General features: G+C 44.3%; 17 protein-coding genes and 1 pseudogene. 9 read left to right on the forward strand and 9 right to left on the reverse strand.

Going from position 1 to position 22,633, the window contains the following annotated elements:
- Positions 1-224: 224 nt before the first annotated feature.
- Positions 225-1,940: a cation acetate symporter gene (locus tag B9T38_RS09175; RefSeq protein ID WP_086196507.1), complete on the reverse strand. Its 1,716-nt coding sequence runs from the start codon at positions 1,938-1,940 to the stop codon at positions 225-227.
- Between the two features lie 4 nt (positions 1,941-1,944).
- Positions 1,945-2,274, reverse strand: a complete 330-nt coding sequence (locus tag B9T38_RS09180) for a DUF485 domain-containing protein (protein ID WP_086196508.1) — start codon at positions 2,272-2,274, stop codon at positions 1,945-1,947.
- Between the two features lie 182 nt (positions 2,275-2,456).
- Here B9T38_RS09180 and B9T38_RS09185 point away from each other — a divergent pair, with 182 nt between their 5' ends.
- Together B9T38_RS09185 and B9T38_RS09190 are read left to right on the forward strand one after the other, a co-directional pair.
- A complete protein-coding gene (locus B9T38_RS09185; RefSeq protein WP_086196509.1) occupies positions 2,457-5,948 on the forward strand; it encodes a hybrid sensor histidine kinase/response regulator in 3,492 nt (1,163 codons plus the stop codon).
- A gap of 425 nt (positions 5,949-6,373) precedes the next feature.
- Positions 6,374-7,141, forward strand: coding sequence for a hypothetical protein (locus tag B9T38_RS09190; RefSeq protein WP_086196510.1), 768 nt, complete (start codon positions 6,374-6,376; stop codon positions 7,139-7,141).
- A gap of 70 nt (positions 7,142-7,211) precedes the next feature.
- Here B9T38_RS09190 and B9T38_RS09195 read toward each other — a convergent pair whose 3' ends face one another.
- Positions 7,212-7,862 carry a response regulator gene (locus tag B9T38_RS09195; RefSeq protein WP_086196617.1) on the reverse strand — a complete coding sequence of 217 codons (651 nt, stop codon included), beginning with the start codon at positions 7,860-7,862 and terminating at the stop codon, positions 7,212-7,214.
- Positions 7,863-8,238: 376 nt separating this feature from the next.
- On the opposite strand from B9T38_RS09195, the gene msuE reads away from it, so the two are divergent.
- From msuE to B9T38_RS09220, 5 genes are all read left to right on the forward strand, one after another.
- Positions 8,239-8,973 (forward strand): FMN reductase, encoded by a 735-nt coding sequence (gene msuE, locus B9T38_RS09200; RefSeq protein WP_086196511.1) that lies wholly within the window; start codon positions 8,239-8,241, stop codon positions 8,971-8,973.
- Positions 8,974-9,008: 35 nt separating this feature from the next.
- On the forward strand, positions 9,009-10,115 hold the full coding sequence (gene sfnG, locus B9T38_RS09205) for a dimethylsulfone monooxygenase SfnG (RefSeq protein WP_086196512.1): 1,107 nt from the start codon (positions 9,009-9,011) through the stop codon (positions 10,113-10,115).
- A 231-nt stretch (positions 10,116-10,346) separates the two neighbouring features.
- Positions 10,347-11,762, forward strand: a complete 1,416-nt coding sequence (locus B9T38_RS09210) for a PQQ-dependent sugar dehydrogenase (protein ID WP_086196513.1) — start codon at positions 10,347-10,349, stop codon at positions 11,760-11,762.
- A gap of 646 nt (positions 11,763-12,408) precedes the next feature.
- A complete protein-coding gene (locus B9T38_RS09215; RefSeq protein WP_143222684.1) occupies positions 12,409-12,753 on the forward strand; it encodes a hypothetical protein in 345 nt (114 codons plus the stop codon).
- A gap of 12 nt (positions 12,754-12,765) precedes the next feature.
- Positions 12,766-13,155 (forward strand): hypothetical protein, encoded by a 390-nt coding sequence (locus tag B9T38_RS09220; RefSeq protein ID WP_086196515.1) that lies wholly within the window; start codon positions 12,766-12,768, stop codon positions 13,153-13,155.
- Positions 13,156-13,463: 308 nt separating this feature from the next.
- Here the strand turns inward: B9T38_RS09220 and B9T38_RS09225 are convergent.
- Both B9T38_RS09225 and acs read right to left on the reverse strand, forming a co-directional pair.
- Positions 13,464-14,645, reverse strand: a pseudogene (locus tag B9T38_RS09225) (acyl-CoA dehydrogenase family protein).
- A 130-nt stretch (positions 14,646-14,775) separates the two neighbouring features.
- On the reverse strand, positions 14,776-16,719 hold the full coding sequence (gene acs, locus B9T38_RS09230) for an acetate--CoA ligase (protein ID WP_086196516.1): 1,944 nt from the start codon (positions 16,717-16,719) through the stop codon (positions 14,776-14,778).
- A 295-nt stretch (positions 16,720-17,014) separates the two neighbouring features.
- Here acs and B9T38_RS09235 point away from each other — a divergent pair, with 295 nt between their 5' ends.
- The gene (locus tag B9T38_RS09235) at positions 17,015-17,596 is read left to right on the forward strand and encodes a DUF805 domain-containing protein (protein WP_086196517.1); all 582 of its coding nucleotides are present in this window, start codon (positions 17,015-17,017) and stop codon (positions 17,594-17,596) included.
- A 110-nt stretch (positions 17,597-17,706) separates the two neighbouring features.
- Positions 17,707-18,684, forward strand: coding sequence for a mechanosensitive ion channel family protein (locus B9T38_RS09240; RefSeq protein ID WP_086196518.1), 978 nt, complete (start codon positions 17,707-17,709; stop codon positions 18,682-18,684).
- On the opposite strand, the gene B9T38_RS09245 is transcribed toward B9T38_RS09240, so the two are convergent.
- The 4 genes from B9T38_RS09245 to B9T38_RS09260 form a co-directional block, all read right to left on the reverse strand.
- Entirely contained in the window at positions 18,667-19,380 is a 714-nt protein-coding gene (locus tag B9T38_RS09245; protein WP_086196519.1) for a 16S rRNA (uracil(1498)-N(3))-methyltransferase, read from the reverse strand. The genes B9T38_RS09240 and B9T38_RS09245 overlap by 18 nt on opposite strands.
- Before the next feature lie 223 nt (positions 19,381-19,603).
- Entirely contained in the window at positions 19,604-20,884 is a 1,281-nt protein-coding gene (locus B9T38_RS09250; RefSeq protein ID WP_086196520.1) for a 3-deoxy-D-manno-octulosonic acid transferase, read from the reverse strand.
- A 110-nt stretch (positions 20,885-20,994) separates the two neighbouring features.
- Positions 20,995-22,071 (reverse strand): alkene reductase, encoded by a 1,077-nt coding sequence (locus tag B9T38_RS09255; protein ID WP_086196521.1) that lies wholly within the window; start codon positions 22,069-22,071, stop codon positions 20,995-20,997.
- 39 nt (positions 22,072-22,110) lie between these two features.
- A complete protein-coding gene (locus B9T38_RS09260; protein WP_086196522.1) occupies positions 22,111-22,413 on the reverse strand; it encodes an ArsR/SmtB family transcription factor in 303 nt (100 codons plus the stop codon).
- Positions 22,414-22,633: the final 220 nt, after the last annotated feature.

A 22,633-nucleotide genomic window follows, 5' to 3' on the forward strand; every position in this document is an offset into this window, starting at 1 on the left:
TTAATCAACTTAGCATGAATGCTTGGAGCTGCAAGTGAAACATTTGTAGAAAAATGATAAAAGTCGCCCTCTTCTTTGCCAGATTTATGTTTGATAAAAGAGAGACTCATCCATGCTAACAATAGGATTGAGAACCGAAGCCCAGCCTTGCAATCACGTTGTGTTCCATTTGCTAAAGTCATAAAAAAAGCCCCTGATGGGGCTTTTTTTAAAGTAACTGTATCTTAGTGATCTGATGCACCAGAGATACCAATACCTGTTTGTGAACGTACATACTGTGCATCGAAAGCTTTACGTTCTGCATGCGCACGTGCCGAACTGTCAGTCACAGAGAATAACCAGCAGCATAGGAACGATAATGGCATTGCAAAGATTGCTGGACCATTGAATGGGTTGATTGGTGTCTCAGAAACACCCAAAGTATCTACCCAAACCGCTTTAGACAGTACAATTAGAGTTACTGCAGCAACAAGACCTGCAACACCGCCAGCTACTGCACCACGAGTGGTCAAGCCTTTCCAGAACATTGACAGTACCAGTACCGGGAAGTTCGCACATGCAGCAACCGAGAATGCGAGACCTACCATGAAGGCAACGTTTTGTTTCTCGAACAGGATACCTAAAATCATCGCAAAGATCGCAAGACCTAGAGTTGCAATTTTAGACATACGTAGTTCAGATTCAGGTGTAGTTTGGCCTTTCTTGAATACGTTTGCATACAAGTCGTGTGAAATTGCTGAAGCACCAGACAATGTCAAACCAGCGACCACCGCAAGAATCGTTGCGAATGCTACTGCTGAAATGAAGCCCATGAACAAGTCACCGCCAACAGCATCAGCCAAGTGAACCGCAGCCATGTTGTTACCACCAACAAGTTCTAGCTTGCCAGTTACAGCCATTTTCGCCACATCAATGAATTGCGGGTTGTTTGATACGTAAAGGATCGCACCGAAACCAATGATGAAAGTTAAAAGATAGAAGTAACCGATGAAACCTGTAGCCACAACCACTGATTTACGTGCTTCTTTAGCATCTTTTACGGTAAAGAAACGCATCAGGATATGTGGAAGACCAGCAGTACCAAACATCAATGCCAGACCCAAAGAAATCGCATCAATCGGGTTCGCTGCCAGTTTACCTGGGCCCATGATATTGCCTGCTTCTGCAAGGCTGATTTCATGTACTTTAGAGAATACCTGAATCGATTGTTCAAACATGTTGGTGAAGCTGAAGCCCACGCCTTTCATTACCATGAAAGCCATGAAAGTTGCACCTGAAAGTAACATCACCGCTTTGATGATCTGTACCCAAGTGGTTGCCAGCATACCACCGAAGATTACGTAAGCCATCATCAAAAGGCCCACAATCACGACAGCAATGTTGTAGTTCAGACCAAATAATAATTTGATCAGCTGACCTGCACCTACCATCTGAGCAATCAGATAAAAGGCAACAACAACCAAAGAGCTAAGAGCTGCCAAAGTACGTACCGGTTTTTCTTCCAGACGGAATGAAACCACGTCAGACAAGTTGAATTTACCCAGGTTACGTAAACGCTCTGCGACCAGGAACAATACGATTGGCCAGCCCACCATGAAACCTAGTGAGTAAAGCAAACCGTCAAAGCCTGAGCTGAATACCATTGCGGAAATACCCAGGAATGATGCTGCTGACATATAGTCACCGGCAATCGCCAGACCATTCTGGAAACCTGAGATACCGCCACCCGCAGTATAGAAATCTGCAGTACTGGTGGTTTGTCTTGCTGCCCATTTGGTAATCAGCAAGGTGAAGCCCACGAAAATCGCGAACATAATAATTGCATGCCAGTTGGTTGCTTGCTGTTCAGCAGCACCCAAATCTGGACTAGCCATTGCCATACCTGACATCAGTAGCGTAGAAGCAGCAACTGCTTTCGCTTTCAATGAATTCCATTTCATCTAATTACTGTCCTTTCTCATTCGCAATTGCTGCAACTTCTCGCATCGCTTCTTCATTTAATGCATCCAGTTTATTGTTTGCAATATACGAATAAACACCACATAAAATGAAAGACAATACAATAATGCTCAAGCCGAGCGGCATACCCAAAGTGGTAACGCCGCCGCCAACCGAACTCATTAAGAATTCTTTGTTATAACCAACTAAAAGCATAAAGCCGACATACACAATCAACATGATGATTGTTAATGTCCAACTTAATCTGCTTTTTCTGCTGACCATTTCTTTAAATTTGGGATTCTGTAGAATACGTTCTACATGTGCCTCATCCATAATCATGCTCCTGTGTGCACCCAGCCATAGGTGATTTTTTTAATTCGAATTATTTCGTTATCTAACTTAACAATCTTATTAGGTTCTTGTAATTACTACTTTGGTGTTAAATTTTGATCAATTAAAGCGGCAAGATTACTAGATAGGTTATTATTACGACATAAATTTATGCTGTAGGCAATATGAATAGTTGGCTCATTATCGGCGTGCTCGCCCTTTATATCGCGTTACTCTTTATCTGTGCATTTTTTGGTGAAAAACACGCCAGTCGCCTAAGTACCCGCGGTCGCATGTTTCTCTTTAGTCTAACCTTAGGGGTATATTGCTCATCCTGGACATTTTACGGTGCAACCGGGGCTGCGGTGCGTGAAGGCATTATCTTCCTGCCCATTTACCTTGGTCCCCTGATTTTTGTCGGTGTGGGTTATGATATCTGGCGCCGTTTAGGACGTGTTCGCCAGCATCATGCCATTTCTTCCATTGCAGATTTTGTGGCTGCACGTTATGGCAAAAGCGGCCCTCTGGCATCCTTGGTCACCATTCTGGCAGTCATCGCAATTATTCCCTATTTAGCCTTGCAGCTCAGAGCCATTGCCTTGAGTGCTGCTGTAGTGTTGCAACAGAATACCGGCATACAAAGCACCACCAATAGTGTGCTGTTTTTGACTGGAATTTTAGCCATTCTGGCCATGCTGTTCGGTACCCGACAAATTGCCAATACCGAACAGCATGGCGGTTTAATGCTAGCCGTGGCATTTGAGTCTTTTGTCAAACTGTTTGCCCTGCTGTGTGTGGCCCTGTTCTTTGTATTTGATGCCCCCGAAAACCTGGGGCAAATTTCCACGGATGTCGCAGAAACCTTTAAACAGGTTCAGCTGTTTGGTGTTCCCGAAACGTTCTGGGTGCAAACCTTACTCGCAGCCTTGGCGATTATCTGCTTACCACGACAGTTCCATGTCGCGGTGGTTGAACTGCGGGATGAAAAACATATTCGCGGTGCACGTCGCTGGTTTGCCACTTATCTGATTCTGACCACACTGGCGATTATTCCAATTGCCAGCTGGGCCTTGCATGCTGCACCGCATTTTCTTGCGATTCCTGATGTCGCTGTACTGTCCTTGCCGCTCAGTTATGATCAGGAGTGGTTGACACTTTTGGCTTTCCTGGGGGGGTTTTCTGCTTCTACGGGAATGCTGCTGGTCTCTTCAGTCGCCTTGTCGATTATGCTCAGTAATGACCTGATTATGCCTGCCTTATGGCGTACCGGCATACTTTCGCGTCATGACAAACGTCTGCCTCTGGTGCTGAAATTTACTCGCCGGGTGTGTATTTTAGCGGTCATGTTGCTGGGTTTCCTGTTTTTCCATTTCTTTAATGACATCGACCAGCTTTCAGTATTTGGCTTGCTGGCCTTCAGTGCCGTGGCCCAATTTGCTCCAGCCTTGATTGGTGGTCTGTACTGGCGTGGTGGCAGTAAACAGGGCGTATATGCAGGTCTGATTGCCGGTTTTGTCATGTGGGCCTATACCTTGCTGTTGCCTACCGTACTGCGCAGCCTGCCTGCTGAATACAGCCATTTTAGCCAGCAGTTCTTGCTTGCAGGGCCTTTAGGCATGGACTGGTTACGCCCCGAAGCACTGTTTGGTTTTCAGTCTTTTGCTCCCCTCACCCATGGCGTGACCTGGGCATTGGGTCTGAATATCGTGCTGTATGTGTGGGTGTCACGAATTTTCCGTCCCAGTATTGCCGAGCAAATTCAGGCGGAAAGTTTCTTCTATTATGAAACCAAACCTTTGCCGACCCACAATGCCTCAAGTGAAATCAATTACTCTCACCAGGATGTTGCCCGCCTGAAAGTGGGCGATTTAATTACCTTGGCCAAAAGGATTACCGGTGAAGGACCGGCCACTCATGCCTTTCAGCAATTCTGTGCTCAAAACAACGTGATCCTGAATGAAAACAGCAATGCCAATGGCATGTGGTGGCGTTTTACCGAACAGTATCTGGCCGGAACCATTGGTGCTGCTTCGGCGCGTACCCTGCTCACCACCGCCATGGTGAATAATGGTCTGGCACTCGGTCAGGTTGCCAATATTCTGGATCAGGCCTCACAATGGCAACGCTTTAACCAGAATCTGATCATGACCATGATTGACCATATGACCCAGGGGGTCAGCGTAGTCGATGAAAACATGTGTCTGGTGGCCTGGAACAATCAATACCTGAAACTTTTTGACTATCCTAAAGATATTGTCTATGTCGGCTGTCCGATTGCCGACCTGATCCGTTATAACGCCGAGCGCGGTGAATGCGGGCCTGGTTCGGTCGAAGAACACGTGCGCAAACGGATTCACTGGATGGCCATGGGCAGCGCGCATGAATTTGAACGGATCCGTAAAGATGGCCGCGTCATCCAGATGCGAGGTAATCCCATTGAAGGCGGCGGCTTCGTCACCACCTTTGCCGATATTACCGCTTTCCGTGAAAATGAGGCCGTACTGGAAGCGCGGGTACAAGACCGCACCCAACAGCTGGCCGATGCACTTTCCGAGCAACAACTGGCCCGCGAACAGGCTGACCGTGCCAACATGTCCAAGAGCCGTTTCATTGCAGCGGCCAGTCACGACCTGTTGCAGCCAATGCATGCAGCACGCCTGTTCAGTACCGCTTTAGAACAAAGCGTACAGTCGGATGAAGACCGTAAAACCCTGCAACAGCTCGACCGTGCCTTGCATGGTGCGGAAAGCATGCTGTCTGCCCTGCTGGACATTGCCCGTCTCGAAGGTGGTACCATCCAGCCGAAACGTCAGCCTTATCCCTTACATGACCTGTTAAGTGATCTGGAACTGCAATTTAAATCTATTGCCGCACAACGTGGCATTAAATTCAGCGTGCATGATGCACAGTTCTGGATCGACACCGATCCCCAGTGGATTCGCCGGATTATTCAGAACTTTGTCAGCAATGCCCTGCGCTATACCGCTAAAGGCAAAGTTGTGGTGGGGGTACTTCGCTCTAGCGAAAAACCACGCCATATCCGGATTGGGGTTTGGGATACCGGCCCCGGGATTGCCGAAGAACAGCGCATTAAACTGTTTCAGGAATTTGAACGCTGTGGCCATACTTCGCCTTGGGGCGAGCAGGGTCTTGGACTCGGCCTGGCGATTGTGCAGCGTATGACCAGCCTGCTGGACTATCCGGTACATGTCTATTCTGAATATGGCAAGGGCTCATGTTTTATGATTGAAGTGCCAATCGTAGATGCGCCTAAAGTCGTGGCAGCACCAGTACAGGCCACCCCGCTGAAAAGCAAGGCCTACAAGATTCTATGCCTGGATAATGATGAAACCATTCTGGAAGGGATGACGACCTTACTGACCAAATGGGGTTATCAGGTCTTTAAAGCAACTGAACCCGAACAGGCCCTAGAACTCATCCAGCAAGAAAATATTCAGGTCTGGCTGGTCGATCAGCACCTGAACAACAATAAAATTGGTCTGGATTTCATTTTGGCCAACCGTCAGGAACAGGTTCCTGTGGCACTGATTACCGCAGATTCCGATCCTGAACTGCCACAACATTTGAAAGATCTCAATATTGTGCTGCTGAAAAAACCGTTAAAACCGGCATCGCTGCGTTCCTGGTTGTCGGGCTTAAAAATTTCCGGTTCTTAAGTGTTTTATTCAGAAATCACTGCAGATCAAATGCCCATTTCATGTATGTGAAATGGGCATTTTAATTACATAAAAACACCCTTTATTAACCTCACTGGCAATTTATTTTTAATTTTAGGCAAAACTGCTCAATTTCTTTATTTTGGCTGCCACTTTATTGACCAAAAAATTCAATGTCATATTTCCTATGGCAAAGATGACCAAAATTTAAATATACATTTGTATAATTAGTTACAATTTTTCAAGTTGTTATTATTAAAAATATTTTTACAGTAAAAATCCATTACATAACTTTAGTCGTATTTCGTTTGCAGTCAGCCAAGCTCATATATGAGAGTAATCAATGGTCAGTTTAATCTGTCTATCAGACTGCCTCAAAACACGGCCCACGAAACTGATCATCATAGAAAATACAGGAGTTGAAGATGAACATTTCTGAAGCCGGAAGTTATGGCATAGATCAATCGCAACAATTTTATCGTCAATATGGGGCCAATGCCCTGTTACCCGAAATTCAATGGACCGAACTATTTAAACCCAGCCACTTAAAGGACTCTCATATTCAAGCCTTGGATACCTTGTATCAAAGTGCTGTCCCGCTTGCCTTACAGGTCTTCGATGAGTTGAATTTTGATGTCTTTAGCCCGGCAGCCTATAAACCGCAAGGTTTGGGTTTATTTGATCGCCTCGCTGAACAGGAAGACAAGCTGATTCAGTCTTTAGCAGCCGAGGCTAAAGACTTGACAGAGACTGTACGTCACCAAATTTGGAGCATGCTATTGCGTGGTGGTGCGGTGCTGGTGTTTAAGGCATGGCTGGGTAAAGTCAAAACCGATCAGAATCTGCTCGATACCACCCAGTTTGATGAACTCTCTGATTTGCTGTTTATTAAAACCCCACCACTGGAATTGGCAAAGCATTTAGGAATCAATCCCCATGCCAATGAAGATCATATTTTCCTGCTGTATGGCAGTGATGTCTATTTAGACCGCTTTAATAGTCTGGAAACTGCAGCGCTGTTTGTCGATTTGGGCGTTTATGATGCCGCATTTTTAAGTTTGCGCGATGACAGTGTGGCTGAATATCTGAAAGAGAAAGCCTATGTCTCTCAAGAGCAAATTGATGATCTGCAATGTGCACTGAATCCTTTATTTTGCACAGACAGTACTCCCAGACAAAGCTGTGTCGCCTGATCTAAAGCACTGATTACAAAAAAAGGCACTTGATCAAGTGCCTTTTTCGTTGAATGCTGTATTCAGCAGATTACATTTTCTTTTCTTCAATATTCAGGGCACTGATGGCCAATACTGCCTGAGTACGGTTTTGCACATTCAGTTTGCGGAAAATAGCCGTGACATGAGCCTTGATGGTCGCTTCGGAAACATCCAGCTCATAAGCAATCTGTTTATTCAGCAAACCTTCCGCCACCATCATCAATACACGGAATTGTTGCGGTGTAAGTGACTGAATACGTTCTGCCAGTGCAGTTTCATCCGCTGCACGCGGGTCAAAATTCATGTTGGCCGGTAAATTTGGCGGTAACCAGATTTCTCCTTCCAGTACCTGACGGATCGCTTCACCAATATGGCTTGGATGCGCAGATTTCGGAATATAACCCATTGCACCATGGGCTATGGCACGTTGAATAATTGACACTTCTTCATGTGCAGACACCACAATAATCGGAATGGACGGGTATTGTGCACGAACATGCACCAAAGCCGAAAAGCCCGAAGCTCCCGGCAAATTGAGATCCAGTAAAACCAAATCTGGTTCCGGCCCATTATCTAAGCGTTCATAAAACTCATTTACTGCAGCTGTTTCCTGAATTTGCGCTTGCGGCAAGCTATAACGAACGGCTTGAATCAAGGCATGACGAAACAGTGGATGATCATCAACGATTAAAATATTCATAAGCAGCATGAAAGATCTTGTGCACATTAAGAGCTATTCTAACCACACTAGTGCTATTAAGGATATGCAATGAATAACTTTTTTCATCTGATATGAGATTATTTTCTCAAAAATCCCCTTTTTTCAAGGTTTTTCGCAAAATCATCAAACCTAATCATATTTTGATATAAATTTTATCGGCCAATTTAAAATACTTATCAGTAAGCAAGATAAATATATAAATCAACGTACTAAATCATATAAAAGCACATTTTGGTGACTTTTTCCTTTATATCTCAAAATAAGATAACTTTTCTTGATTTGCTTATTTTACAGAATATGCCTGCTGTTGATTAATAAAGCTATTCCGATATTTTATATTTTAGGTTATCCCCAAATGTCTATTTTAAATGCGCAAAAACCGTTGAATATTGTTGCTGTATCAGGCGGCTTAAACAATCCTTCTAAAACCGAGGCACTGGTACAAGCCATTATTGATGAACTCGGTGAAGCAACCCCCATTCATGTTCATTTTATTAAATTTAGCGAAATCGGTTCTTTACTGGGCGGTGCAATTTACCGTAACCAGTTGCCACAACGTGTACAGGATGATCTGGCCGCAGTTGAAGCAGCAGATGCCCTGATTGTCGGCACACCAGTTTACCGTGCTTCATTCACCGGACTTTTCAAGCACTTCTTTGACTTTGTAGAACAGACGGCACTGGTCGATGTACCAGTATTGCTGGCAGCTTCAGGAGGTAGCGAACGTCATGCCTTGGTGCTTGAACATCAGTTGCGTCCATTGTTCAGCTTTTTCCAGGCACAAACCTTACCGATTGGTGTCTATGCAACAGACCGTGACTTTACCCCTGAATATACCATTCACAGTGAACTGCTGCGTGACCGCATTACCCTCGCAGTAGCACGTGCATTGCCAATTCTTGAATGGGCACCTGCCAAAGGCCAGCGTGCTGAAGTGGTCAAAGAGAAATCTCAGCTAGCCAACCAGAACCTGGGTATCAACAAGCAAATTGAACAAGAAGAAGTCCTTCCTTCTGCTGCAGTGCCAAGCCTTGATGCTGCCGAAGCGCGCCTGCACAGCAAAAAAGCACCGAAGTCACAAGTCGCTTAAGAGCGCTAAAAAATTACATCCTGAGGGTAGACAGAATGTCAGTACAAGATAAAAACATTACATTTGCTTATTGGGTGCCAAACGTCAGTGGTGGTTTGGTGGTCAGCGATATTGAACAGCGTACGGACTGGAGTTATGACTATAACGTCCGTCTGGCTCAAGCTGCGGAAAAAAGCGGCTTTGACTATGCCTTAACCCAAATCCGTTTTACTGCCGGTTATAACGCAGAAAACCAGCATGAATCGGTTAGCTTCAGCCATGGCATCCTGGCCAAAACTGAAAAACTCAAAGTGATCGCTGCAATTTTGCCAGGTCCATGGAAGCCTGCGCTTGCTGCAAAGCAATTGGCGACCATTGACCACCTGACCAATGGGCGTATTGCCATTAACGTGGTCAGTGGCTGGTTCCGCGGTGAATTTGATGCCATTGGCGAAGAATGGCCTGAACATGACCAGCGTTATGCACGTTCAGAAGAATTTATCCGTAGTCTTAAAGGTATCTGGACGCAGGATCATTTCAGTTTTGATGGCCAATACTATCAATTCAAAGATTACACCCTCAGTCCAAAACCGCTACAAAAACCGCATATTGAAATCTTTCAGGGCGGTAGCTCACGTGCAGCACGAGATATGGCTTCGCGTGTATCGGACTGGTACTTTACCAATGGCAATACACCGGAAGAGCTGAAAAAGCAGATCGACGATATCCGTGAAAAAGCCAAAGCCAATAACCATGCCGTGAAAATTGGGGTTAATGCTTTCATTATTGCCCGTGATACTGAACAAGAAGCCCAAGCTGTTCTTCAGGAAATTGTGGCCAAAGCCAATGTCCAGGCAGTGAAATCTTTTGGAGATGCCACCCGTGAAGCGGGTGCTGCAACAGCAGAGGGTGAAGGTAACTGGGCAAAATCGACCTTTGAAGATTTGGTGCAGTACAACGATGGCTTTAAAACCAATTTGGTTGGCACGCCGCAGCAAATTGCAGAACGTATTGTTGAACTGAAAGCAGTCGGTGTGGACTTGATCCTGTCTGGTTTCTTGCATTTTATTGAAGAAGTGGAATATTTCGGACAAAAAGTATTGCCATTGGTTCGTGAACTGGAAGCGCAACAGCTATCCGTTGTGACCGCCAAGTCCGCTTAAGCTGAATGATTAAGCGACAGTTGATGAACTAAAAAACAAGAATCAAAGGCATCTCCAATCTTCCCTCAAGACTCGGCTTGAGGGATTTTTTTGCTTATGCAGCAGAGCTGCCTTCGCTCAAACCGAACGCAATAACCAATCGGCAACCAGAAAAAACAAGAACAGCATGGTGACCGCCGGAACGAAATTTTAAAGTAAGGCAATAGCGGCAAAAATAAGCTGGAAATAAAGATGTCTGCTCAATTCTTACTGCCCCTTGTGGGTGCTGCCATTGTACTGGCATTAAGCGGATGTGCGTCGCCATCCAGGTCTCCAATTTCAGACAGTTATGGTCCATACCCTCATCTGCCTGAACCCCAATCCAGTCTGTTTCCTACAGTGAATATCGCACCGGCCAAAGGCTGGCCTGCCGATACCATGCCCACTCCTGCTGCGGGTTTGAAAGTTCAGGCCTTTGCCAAAGAACTGCAACATCCGCGCTGGCTGTATGTATTGCCAAATGGCGATGTGCTGGTGGCTGAAACCGATGCACCGCTCAAGCCTGATGACAGCAAGGGCATTAGAGGCAAAATCATGAAGCTGATGATGAAACGTGCCGGATCATCGCATCAGAGTGCCAACCGTATTAGCCTGCTGCGTGATCGTAATGGCGATGGTGTGGCTGATCAAAAAACCATATTTCTACAAAATCTGAACTCTCCGTTTGGCATGGCGCTGGTCGGCAATACGCTTTACGTAGCCAATACGGATGCCTTAATACGCTTTCCTTATCAAAAAGGTGCAACTCAAATTACCGCAAGCGGCAGCAAAGTACTGGATTTACCCGGTGGCCCGCTCAATCATCATTGGACCAAAAACGTCATTGCCAATTCTGCGGGCAGCAAACTCTATATTACCGTAGGTTCAAACAGTAACGTGGCGGAAAATGGCTTCGATAAAGAAGTCGGGCGTGCCTTGATTATGGAATTTGATATTGCCAGTGGCAAAGCACGGCCATTTGCCACAGGGCTGCGCAATCCCAATGGTATGGACTGGCAACCACAGAGTGGCATGTTATGGACGGTCGTGAATGAGCGCGATGAAATTGGCAATGATCTGGTGCCCGATTACCTGACCTCAGTCAAGGATGGTGCTTTTTATGGCTGGCCCTATAGTTATTATGGCCAACATGTAGACACGCGGGTCAAACCTCAAAATCCTGAGCTGGTCGCACGTGCGATTAAACCTGATTATGCTCTGGGTAACCATACGGCTTCCTTAGGCCTGACATTTTATACGGCTCAATTAATGCCGCAATATCGCAGTGGTGCGCTGATTGGTCAACATGGCTCATGGAACCGTAAACCGCATAGCGGCTATAAGGTTATTTTTGTGCCCTTTCAAAATGGCCAACCTTCAGGTCAGCCGCAAGATGTATTAAGCGGTTTTTTAAATGATCAAGGTGAGGCACTTGGACGGCCTGTTGGGGTAGCAGTTGATCGTTCGGGGGCAATATTGGTCGCTGATGATGTGGGCAATATAATTTGGCGCGTATCGCCTATCGGGACAATGATGGATAACCGGCCAGTCAATAAAACGATTAGCCCTGCTTCTGCGAGTCAACAGCCTGTGAGTTCACCACCTGCCGTAGAACAGGCAGCAAAGTAATAGTGGCTTAATAAAATGATATAAAAAAAGCCCGACATCCTGTCGGGCTTTTTCGTATGGGTTAGTTAAGCATGACTTGACTCCTGTCTTGCTTCACGATCCTGGTATATGAACGTTTGATTGTTGTTTTATGTTCCGGAACATCCTGTTCCTGTATGAATTCATCATAGGAAAAAAACTCGGCTGCGCCCATCCGCAAAATCCTTAAATTGATGTGCGCCAAAGCGTACAAAAACGGACATTTTTTCATCCATAAAATATGGGCATTCTTTTTGTCCCGGAAGAATTAATAACTCACAAAAATTATAAAATTGAATTTTTATTGATCAACTTTATTGACAGAACATTACAGATGCGGCTAAAAAACACACGAGTTGTTAAGTCATGTGTTTTTGATCTTTTTATTTTTGAATTTATCGATTTAAGTGGTTGATAAATAAAAATATTAAAAACAAATTTTGTATAACGGCCATTATGTTAAATTAGATTTAATTATTGACACACTACTAATTCAAAAAATTTTTCTCACTCCTTAATTTCAATAGCTATTTACAACACCTAATTCTAAATTAATTATAGATTTATTTGTCAAATCGGCTTTTTATGAAATATCATTCATACAATTATTATGAATAGTAAATGATCTATGAAACATCTAATTTTTTCTATACTTTCCCTTTTTATTTTTCATAATGCTTATGCTGTTGAAGCTACTACTACAAATATAGATTGCTCTCACTATATGGCAACAACTACTGAAGTTATGCAAGAAGTTCAAAATGGTAAACATATTAAACAGCTTATTGATATTGCTCTAGAAAAGAAAAATAATGCTATTACGCCTGAAGAAATTCAGTTGGCTAAGGTATATGCAGCTTATACTGTAGTGGCCTATAAAGAACCTGTTGGCATCACTCCTGAAGAAAAACAAAATGCTTTAAACAAAGCTGCATTTATTGGAAAGAAGCTTTGTGAAAAACAAATGAAATAAATAGTTTATCCAATGAAATTTACTTTTTTATTATTAGTTACTTACTTGATTAACTCACAGATCTGTTTTGCAGAAAGTGATCCAATGCAATTGTTCGTAAAAAAATTATGCCCTTCTATTTCTAATTTATCTTCCAGTGTTATGGAGGCTCGACAAAAGAATATTTCAAGTGATCAAGTGAAAAAAATGATTCAACTGGGTATTGAATCAAATAGTGATGTAAAAGGTAAAATAATTAAGCAACAATTGATCAATAGTTTAGAAATGCTTGTGAATGAAACACAGTATTTCCCAATTTTGAAAAATGAATCTGATAAAAAATTGCTAATTAATTCTTATACTATATTTGTCTTAAATCGTTGTCATGATTCACTTAAATACTTACCAGAAATTAAAGAATAAATTTCATCTCTTTTAATATAATTTTGAATCTGTTATTTATCTTGATAGATAGTTTTCTCCCAACAATAGGATTTTATTGACCGTCAGGTGATGTCACTAGATTTTCAATTATTTCTAAGCTTAAAATAATACACCCTATACGAAATTAAAATTTAGTTAATATAAATCAATTACTTATGTATAATTAAAAGCCTAATTTTCACAAATTAGGCTTTTTTAAGTGATTTTTCACGTTCCACGCTCTTAATTCATTTTTAAATCTAGAAGTAAAAAGGCTCCATTTCATAAAATGGCATTTTCTTATTTCATTATGAATAAAAACTCGGATCAGGTACTTTAGCCGTCAGCACCCATTCCCCCACTTCCTGATATTTATAATCCACCGGATCATGCAAAGTTTGGGTACGGACATTGCGCCAGAAACGGTCCAGATTTAATTGGGCTGTGGTGGCACGCGCACCCATCACCTGAAAAATATTTTGTGTGATATACAGTGAGGTATTAGTCGCAGCAATTTTGGCAGTCGCAATTGCAATGGACACTTCACCGCGCTGTTCAGCAGTGAGATCATTACCTAGATCCCATGCCGTCTGTAAGCTCTGAACTGCTTTAGCTGCCAGTAAACGCACGCCTTCAAGCTGTACATAAAATTCGGCAAAGTGTTTTTGCGTAAATGGATCATTGATGGCATGTTCCACCAAAGATTTTGACTAGGCTTTTTGGCTCTGTACGGTTTGTCTGGCAGTTGCAAAAGCCCCTTCTGCTACGCCTAAAAACAGATGCACAAAAATCAGTTGCGCAATCAACGGACGTAAACTCGAATACGGCGTACTCAGGGGTCCCGGATTGAGCAATAACTCATCTTTTTTAATTTTAACCTGCTCAAAATGACTGGTACCGCTGTCAGTCTGGCGTTGTCCCATATTGTTCCAGTCACCTAAGAAGCTCACCCCTTCTCGGGCTGTCGGAATCACACCGATCAGCAATTTACCTTCATCATTATAAGCTGAGCAGAGCAAGATGTCAGAATCGATCGAACCTGAACAGAAGCTTTTGTCGCCATGAAATAGATATTCATTTTCAGACACTTGGGTTGCAATGGTTCGTCGGTCTAAGGGATTTAAAGTATTGCCCCAAAACAGGTTTTCTTGTGCGGTTTGCTCAAACCATTTGCCATACTGTTCAGGCTGTGAAAACAGTTGCACCGTCGCAATCAGTAAATGATGAAAACCATAAACATGTGCCAGTGAACTGTCGACCTGGGCAATGACCTGAATAGTCTGAAATACCGTTTTCCAGCCCGCACCCTGTCCACCATATTGGGTTGGAATGGCAAGTCCCAGTAAACCACTTTGACGGATTAAATCACGCTCCTGTTTTGGGTTGCCACCCTGTTTATCACGTTCAGCAGCAGTGGTTGAAAACTGTTCCGCAAGTTGTTGAGCGATGTGTAAGGGATTTGACGTTAAAAGCGGGGATGAAGCATTCATAATATGATCTGATTATTGCTATATTTTTAGCTTAGCAGATGATGTTTTGCTGCTTTATCTGAATGCCTGCTGTGCTTATGCATAAAATAAAAATACCGCCTGAAAATAAGGCGGTATTTTTATAAATGACTTATTTGTCAGGATAGACCGTTGCTATCAGATTGTTCACCACCTGTGGGTCGGCCAGGGTTGAAGTATCTCCTAAAGTGTCCAGTTCATTGGCGGCAATTTTTCTTAATATACGGCGCATGATTTTACCGGAACGGGTTTTCGGTAAAGCCGGTGCCCAATACAAGGCATCCGGTGTAGCTACGGGTCCCAAAACCTTACGCACCCAGTTGATCAGTTCATGACGCAGCTCTTCAGATTCCTCAAAATTTGCCTGTAAGGTGACGAATGCACAAATACCCTGACCTTTAATATCATGCGGCATACCGACCACTGCCGCTTCAGCCACATGCTCATGCGCCACCAAGGCACTTTCCACTTCTGCCGTACCCAAACGGTGGCCAGAAACATTCAGCACATCATCGACGCGTCCGGTAATCCAGTAATAGCCATCCTTGTCACGGCGGGCACCGTCTCCAGTGAAATACGTCCCCAGATAAGTCGAGAAATAGGCTTCGATAAAACGTTCAGGATCACCCCAGATGGTACGCATCTGACCCGGCCAGGAATCCTTGATGATCAGGTTGCCTTCGGCTTCACCTTCAAGTTCCTTGCCTTCAGCATCGACGATGGCGGGTTGTATGCCGAACAATGGTCGGGTTGCAGAACCCGGTTTTAAATCGGTTGCACCCGGCAAAGGTGAAATCAGGATTCCGCCAGTCTCGGTTTGCCACCAGGTATCGACAATTGGACAGCGGCTTTCACCGACCACGGTGTAATACCAGTTCCAGGCTTCCGGGTTAATCGGCTCACCCACCGAACCGATCAGGCGCAAGCTGCTGCGGTCACTTTCCCGAACAAAGGCATCGCCTTCGCGCATCATGGCACGAATCGCCGTGGGTGCGGTATAGAGGATGGAAACATTGTGCTTATCGACAATATGACCGGTACGCGCCCAGGTTGGATATTGTGGTACACCTTCAAACATCACCGTGGTGGTGCCATTGGAAAGTGGACCATAGATCACATAGGAATGCCCGGTAATCCAGCCCACATCCGCAGTACACCAGAACACATCATCCTGCTTGATATCGAACACTTCGCGGAAAGTGGAATTCACATAAGTCAGGTAGCCACCGGTCGTATGCAACACTCCTTTAGGCTTGCCAGTCGAACCCGAGGTATACAGAATGAATAGCGGATCTTCGGCATTCATCGGTTCAGGTGGGCAGATTTCATTCACCGACATGATTTCCATGTGATACCACAAATCACGTCCTGGCTGCATTTCAATCGGGTTGCCAGTACGGTGTACCACAATCACATGTTCAACCGATTCAGTCCCGGCAATTTTCAAGGCTTCATCAACATTGGCTTTAAGTAGAATCGGCTTGCCGCCGCGCATTCCGGAATCGGCGGTAATCACCATTTTGGCCTGGCTGTCTTCAATCCGGCTGGCCAGTGAATCGGGAGAAAAGCCGCCAAATACCACACAATGTACCGCACCAATCCGGGCGCAGGCCAGCATCGCAATTGCGGCTTCCGAAACCATCGGCATATACAGCACCACCCGGTCGCCTTTTTTAATCCCGTTCTTTTTCAGGACATTGGCAAAACGGCAGGTCTCATCATAAAGTTCGTTAAAGGAAATAATCTTGTGACGGGACGGGTGATCACCCTCCCAGATAATGGCCGGTTTATAAGGGTGTTCCTTGAGATGACGGTCCAGACAGTTGGCACTGAGGTTCAGCTGGCCATCAGCGAACCATTCAATCTTGAAATTGTCTTTGTCAAAACTGGTATTTTTGACTTGGGTAAAAGGTTTAATCCAGTCCAGCTTGCTGGCCTGTTCAGCCCAATATTCATCAGGCTGCTCGATGGATTTTTGATAACGCTCGAAATATTCAGACTCATTGGTGCGAGCGGTTTTTTTAAATTCTTCTGGTACAGGATAGATTTCATTCATTGCTTACTTCCTTGATCTTATTCATCTCATCACGAGATGTTATGCCGCGTTATTGCTTTATTTATTGACTGCGTATTTACAGTATGGCGATTATTTTTCAACCGCTTCAATCATGCTTTGGTCGTAGTTTATTTATACAACTTAAAACACAGACCTCTCATCATATTCAACAAAAAAATATGGTTTTATGAGTATCTGACCTGTTCTTTTAATCTTATAATTTAAGCATAGAACGTACTGTTAACTTTACAAAATACAATATTTTTCTTCTCTGAATTTTATTTGGAAAACGCGTATGAACCCGCACGACGACTCCTCCTTTTTTTCACGCGCCCAACCGGCCAGGTCAGATAATCCACTCTCTCCAGAAGGTCGCTTTGGTCGTCTGAGTTCAATTGGCTGGTATGGGTTTGTGCATCTGATTGCTTTCTTTGCCACCATTGCTCTTAGCCTGACGATGGGTATCTTTAACTTTCATACCCTGTCGATGGACAATCAGTTCGTCAATACCCTTACAGGAATCGCCGGACTCGGTTTCGTAGCCATTCTGGTGCTGTATATCTATTTTCTGATCGTGATTAGCATACGCCGTTTGCATGATCTGAACCGTAGTGGCTGGCTGACCCTGCTGTTTCTGCTGCCACTGGTGAATATTTTTATGGGGCTGTATTTGCTTTTGGGTTCAGGGACTAAAGGCAGCAATAAATATGGACTGCCGCGTGAAACACTGGTCTGGGAAAAAATATTGGCTTGGTTGATGATCATCATTTCAGTTCTGAGCTTTCTGGCTTCAGGCAGCATAATATCTTATCAGTTTGGTACAGGTGAGCTGGAAGTTCCCCCTCAAGTCATCCAAAAAGGCACACAATATTTCTAAAGTTGGCTGACAATTTTTGACAAAACGTCAATGAATGCTAAATATTGTCGGTTAAATTTTTGTTCAGTTTCAGGCAAAATGTCCGGCAATGATCATCATCCGGAAAACTTGTGGCTGAAAAACAAAACGCCTTGAATGAGGTAACTCAGGACACCTCTCAACTTTTGCAAGAAGCAACAGAAAAGACAGCGCAAACTGTCATTGAACATACGGCAAAATACAATGATGCCTATTCCACCATCGACAAATTTGTTGATGCCTTTTGGGAACGCCTGCCTTATTTATGTATCGCGTTGGTGGTCTTTAGCATTTTCTGGTTGCTGTCAAAACTGTTTAAGCTCTTTGTCCGTAAAGCACTCACTGACCGCAGTTATACCAAACAAAACCTGGTACTGGTGCTGAACCGTGTCGGCAGCTCAGCCATCATTTTTATTGGCTTTTTAATTGCCATGGTCATTGCCATTCCGGGTTTTACCCCGGGTCAGCTGATGAGTGCTCTGGGAATTGGTTCGGTTGCCATCGGTTTTGCGTTCAAGGACATTTTCCAGAACCTGCTCTCTGGCATCTTAATCCTGCTGGGTGAACCGTTCAAAATTGGCGATGACATTATTGTTTCGGGTATGGAAGGAACGGTTGAGGATATCCAGATTCGTGCAACCTACTTACGTTCTCCCGATGGTCGCCGCATCGTGATTCCCAATGCGACGGTATATACCAGTGCCGTGATTGTAAACACGGCCTATCAACGCCGTCGTTGTGAATTTGTGGTGGGGATTGGTTATGAAGATGATGTACAAAAAGCCAAGAGCATTATTTTAAGCATTTTAGATAAAGACCCGACCATTTTGAGCCAGCCCGGATTTGCAGTAAACGTCAATGCACTTGCAGACTTCTCGATTAACCTGAATGTACGTTGGTGGGTCGATACTACAGAAACCACCACTGCAGGTTCAATCAGCGAAGTTCAGGAACGCGTGATTAAAGCCTTTGCTGAACATGAAATTTCGATTCCTTATCCGGTACAGGAAATCAAAATCTATCGTGGCAATGACACGACAGAACTCGCTGAATCAGCACGTGCTAAATAAGCGGCCCAATACGTAAGGAATTACCGTTTCGGTCCGAATAATACGGTTGCCCAGGCTGACTGCCTGGCAGCCGTTTTTTATGAGTAAATCAATTTCATAAGGGATAAAACCGCCCTCTGGGCCAATCACAATGGTGCAGGGATGATCAATCGCAAAAGGCATGGATTGCTCTACATAAGGATGGGCCACATAAGCAGGACATTCTGCCGTAATTAAACCGGGCAACACATCTTCAACAAAAGGTTTAAAGCGTTTATGAATTTCAATTTGCGGTGCAACCGTATCCCCTGCCTGTTCCAGACCCAGTGTGACATAATGATCCAGCTGCTGTAGAAATGGGGTTTGCCAATAGCTTTTATCCACCCGATAGCTATGCAGCAAAATCATTTTTTCCACCCCCAGAGTCACGCTATCCATAATCAGGCGGCGCAGCACTTTCGGACGTGGCATGGCGACAATTAAAGTTACTGGCAACTTGGCTGGAACAACTTCTTCTTTGAGCGGTTTTAATTTTATAGCGTGTTCGGTCACTTCTACAATTTCGGTGAGATAGCGTTTCCCCTCACGAATACCCACTTTGAGCGTATCACCGACTGTAATCTCTAGATGTTGCTGTAGATGCTCTAACTGACGTTTGCTGGTAATAGACCAGTATTCAGATTCAGTTTGGCGTGGGTCAAGGAGGACAATATTCATAAGCTATAAATTTCAACTATTAAAAGCAAGACGCGTGCACAGCCACGTATCATCTCATGACTTTATTTTACTTTGCGTAGGCATATTCCTACTTTTGATAGAGCAAAAGTAGGCAAAACTCTTTGTTAGGCTAATGGTAAGTCCCTTTACCATAGCCTAACGGCGGCATCCCTGCCGCCTCCGCGAAATAAGTTTCAGCGTAACGATAACAACATAGGGCTATTTAAAGATACTGATCAATCACCGCAATATGTTTGGCTAAAGAACCCTTGTTCTGCAACATAATTTTCTGTGCATGCTGGTTCAGCTGGTGTGTAGTCACGCGATCATTTAACAATTCAATTAAAACCTGCGCGGCCTGCTCTGCATCTTCCACGATTTTCACACCGTCTACAGCAACAAATTCATCGATAATGGTCTGGAAGTTAAAATAATTTTTACCCAAAACCGTCGGCACATTTAAGGCAATCGGCTCCAGAATATTATGTCCGCCACCCGGTTCATTCAACGAACCGCCAACAAAGCAGGCTTGGCTAAGTGCATACCACAGCCACATTTCCCCCATCGAATCGGCTAAATAGACTTGGGTATCTAACTGAATAGCTTCCCCTGCACTGCGACGACTGGTTTTTAGATTCAGGTTTTGCGCAAGCTGAAACACTTCATCAAAGCGTTCCGGATGACGTGGCACCACAATGACCAGCAGTTCTGGATGTGGTGTTAAATAAGGCTTGAAAACCGTTAACAGTTTTTGTTCTTCAGGCGCATGGGTACTGGCGAGGGTGATTATTTTCCGTGCTGATAAATTCCAGTCCTGCTGCAATTGCTGCGCCTGTTGAATAAAACTGTCCGGCGCATGAATATCAAATTTAATGCTGCCGAGTACCTGACTTTTATTTACTGCCATACCTAAATTACGGTAACGGTCTAAAGTCGCCTGGTCTTGAGCCAGCAAGCGATTCAGCCCATTCAGCATGCCTTGGGTCAGCCCTTGAACCTTACTGTAGCCTTTGGCCGATTTTTCCGAAAGTCGGGCATTAATCAGTAAACATGGCACCTTAAATTGCTGTGCCTGATCGATTAAATTCGGCCAGATTTCAGTTTCCATCAAAACCAAGAGCTTCGGCTGATATTTTTGATAAAATGTCTGGACTAATTTTTTCTGATCGGCAGGTAAATACACGGCCTGAAACAAATGTTCATAAGGTGCTTTTAGAAATAGTGACTTGGCCCGAGCCTGACCCGTCTTGGTGGTATTAGTGACCAGTACCGGATGGCCGAGTTTGAGATAATGTTCAATTAAAGGCTGGGCTGCGTTGGTTTCTCCAACCGATACCACATGAAACCAGAGGGCATACAGGTTTTTCGGCGGTTGAAATGGACCAAAGCGCTCAAGACATTCTTGTTGCAATTGCTCCGTAGTCAGCGCACGTTTTTTTATCTGCCATTTATACAATGGCTTAATTAGAGTAAGTGCCGCATTGTACCAAAAAGGAGTAGCCAAACAAGTTGCCTCAAATCATGTTCAATCGGCAAAATATAACAGAGCAGCCTTCACATGTTAATGAATTCTGCTCTGTGACATCATTTATTCTGTTTTATGGAAGTAGCTGCTTAACTTTCAGCAAGCTGTTTATTCAGGAATGGATAGTCAATATAGCCTTCTGCCACATCGGTTCCAATCATGTTTTCCAGTTTCAATTCATTTAGTGGTTCATCTTCCACCAAACGCTCAAACAGGTCTGGATTGGCAATATAAGCCTTACCGAAAGACACTGCTTCCGCTTTACCCGATGCCAGCAGCTCAAGCGCATCTTCACGGCTTAAACGCATATTGGCAATATACGGTACACCGTTGGAACGCGCCTTCATTTCCAGACTGATGCTGTCTTCGGCCAGATATTCACGGGTAAAGAAAAAGGCAATTTGACGTTTACCCAATTCTTGCATGACATAACCAAAGGTTTCTTTAGGATTGGCATCACCCATATCGTGCTCATCGCCACGCGGTGCCAGATGTACACCGACACGACCTGCGCCCCACACTTCAATCAGTGCATCCACCACTTCTAATAAGAAGCGGGCACGGTTTTCAGCAGAACCGCCATATTCATCTTCACGCAGATTGGTTTTGCTTTGCAGGAACTGGTCAATTAAATAACCGTTAGCGGCATGCAGTTCTACCCCGTCAAAACCGGCCGCTTTGGCTTTAATTGCAGCTTGTTTGTATTGTTCAGTAATGGCATGGATTTCCGAGATTTCCAGGGCACGTGGCACCACATATTCACGTTTTGGACGCAGCAGGCTGACATAGCCAGCTTGCTTCACATTACTGGCTGAAACTGGTGTTTCACCTTTTAACAGATCAGGATGGGAGACACGTCCCACATGCCACAACTGCGCTACGATCAAACCGCCTTTACCATGCACCGCATTGGTAACCAGTTTCCAGCCCTCTACCTGCTCATCGGTAAACAGACCCGGGGTTTTTTCATAACCGTTGGCTTCTTCTGAAATCACTGTCGCTTCGGAGATGATTAAACCTGCACTAGCACGCTGTGCATAGTATTCCGCCATCATGGCCGTTGGAACACGGTCTGCGGTAGCACGGCTACGTGTCAGTGGTGCCATCACCACACGGTTTTTAAGTTTGAGTTCACCAAATTGAATTGGGGTAGAAAAATCTGTCATCAAGCCATCCTCTTACAGCTGGCCTGGACTGATTAAAGTCTAAAGCGCATGCTGTAAATGTTGTAAAAATTCCTGAATCAGTGCTTCATTACGAGAGAAATAAGACCATTGGCCATATTTGGTCACCTGAATCAGTCCTGCCTGTTGCAACACCGATAAGTGATTGGACATGGTCGATTGGGAAATATCCGCGATTTTTTCCATCTGCCCTGCACATACGCCACGACTGAAATCACTGCCACATTCTTCAGTGGCAATGAAACGTTCAGGTTCTTTTAAACATTGCAGAATCTGGCGTCGAATCGGGTTGGCTAAGGCTTTATAAATCGCTTCTGTGTCCATCTCATTTCACTCATGTTCATGATCAGCACTTTCGCAAAAATCATTATATCGAATTTATGCGATATTAATATCGAAAATTATCGATATTATGAGTCATTTTGTAAATTGCTGTCATTTTATCCAAATCCAGATCATTCTAGCATTGTCTGGTCAGGGGCATTCATCCTGCTGATCGACAAATGTTAAAGCTAAAAAAGCAGAGGACCCGCCTCTGCTTTTC

The organism is Acinetobacter sp. ANC 4218, assembly GCF_002135245.1.
Lineage (GTDB): Bacteria > Pseudomonadota > Gammaproteobacteria > Pseudomonadales > Moraxellaceae > Acinetobacter.

Coding starts and splice junctions, on each gene's coding strand:
- B9T38_RS09175 (WP_086196507.1), bottom strand. CDS start 1,940: ATGAAATGGAATTCATTGAAAGCGAAAGCAGTTGCTGCTTCTACGCTA.
- B9T38_RS09180 (WP_086196508.1), bottom strand. CDS start 2,274: ATGGATGAGGCACATGTAGAACGTATTCTACAGAATCCCAAATTTAAA.
- B9T38_RS09185 (WP_086196509.1), top strand. CDS start 2,457: ATGAATAGTTGGCTCATTATCGGCGTGCTCGCCCTTTATATCGCGTTA.
- B9T38_RS09190 (WP_086196510.1), top strand. CDS start 6,374: ATGAACATTTCTGAAGCCGGAAGTTATGGCATAGATCAATCGCAACAA.
- B9T38_RS09195 (WP_086196617.1), bottom strand. CDS start 7,862: ATGAATATTTTAATCGTTGATGATCATCCACTGTTTCGTCATGCCTTG.
- msuE (WP_086196511.1), top strand. CDS start 8,239: ATGTCTATTTTAAATGCGCAAAAACCGTTGAATATTGTTGCTGTATCA.
- sfnG (WP_086196512.1), top strand. CDS start 9,009: ATGTCAGTACAAGATAAAAACATTACATTTGCTTATTGGGTGCCAAAC.
- B9T38_RS09210 (WP_086196513.1), top strand. CDS start 10,347: ATGTCTGCTCAATTCTTACTGCCCCTTGTGGGTGCTGCCATTGTACTG.
- B9T38_RS09215 (WP_143222684.1), top strand. CDS start 12,409: ATGAAACATCTAATTTTTTCTATACTTTCCCTTTTTATTTTTCATAAT.
- B9T38_RS09220 (WP_086196515.1), top strand. CDS start 12,766: ATGAAATTTACTTTTTTATTATTAGTTACTTACTTGATTAACTCACAG.
- acs (WP_086196516.1), bottom strand. CDS start 16,719: ATGAATGAAATCTATCCTGTACCAGAAGAATTTAAAAAAACCGCTCGC.
- B9T38_RS09235 (WP_086196517.1), top strand. CDS start 17,015: ATGAACCCGCACGACGACTCCTCCTTTTTTTCACGCGCCCAACCGGCC.
- B9T38_RS09245 (WP_086196519.1), bottom strand. CDS start 19,380: ATGAATATTGTCCTCCTTGACCCACGCCAAACTGAATCTGAATACTGG.
- B9T38_RS09255 (WP_086196521.1), bottom strand. CDS start 22,071: ATGACAGATTTTTCTACCCCAATTCAATTTGGTGAACTCAAACTTAAA.
- B9T38_RS09260 (WP_086196522.1), bottom strand. CDS start 22,413: ATGGACACAGAAGCGATTTATAAAGCCTTAGCCAACCCGATTCGACGC.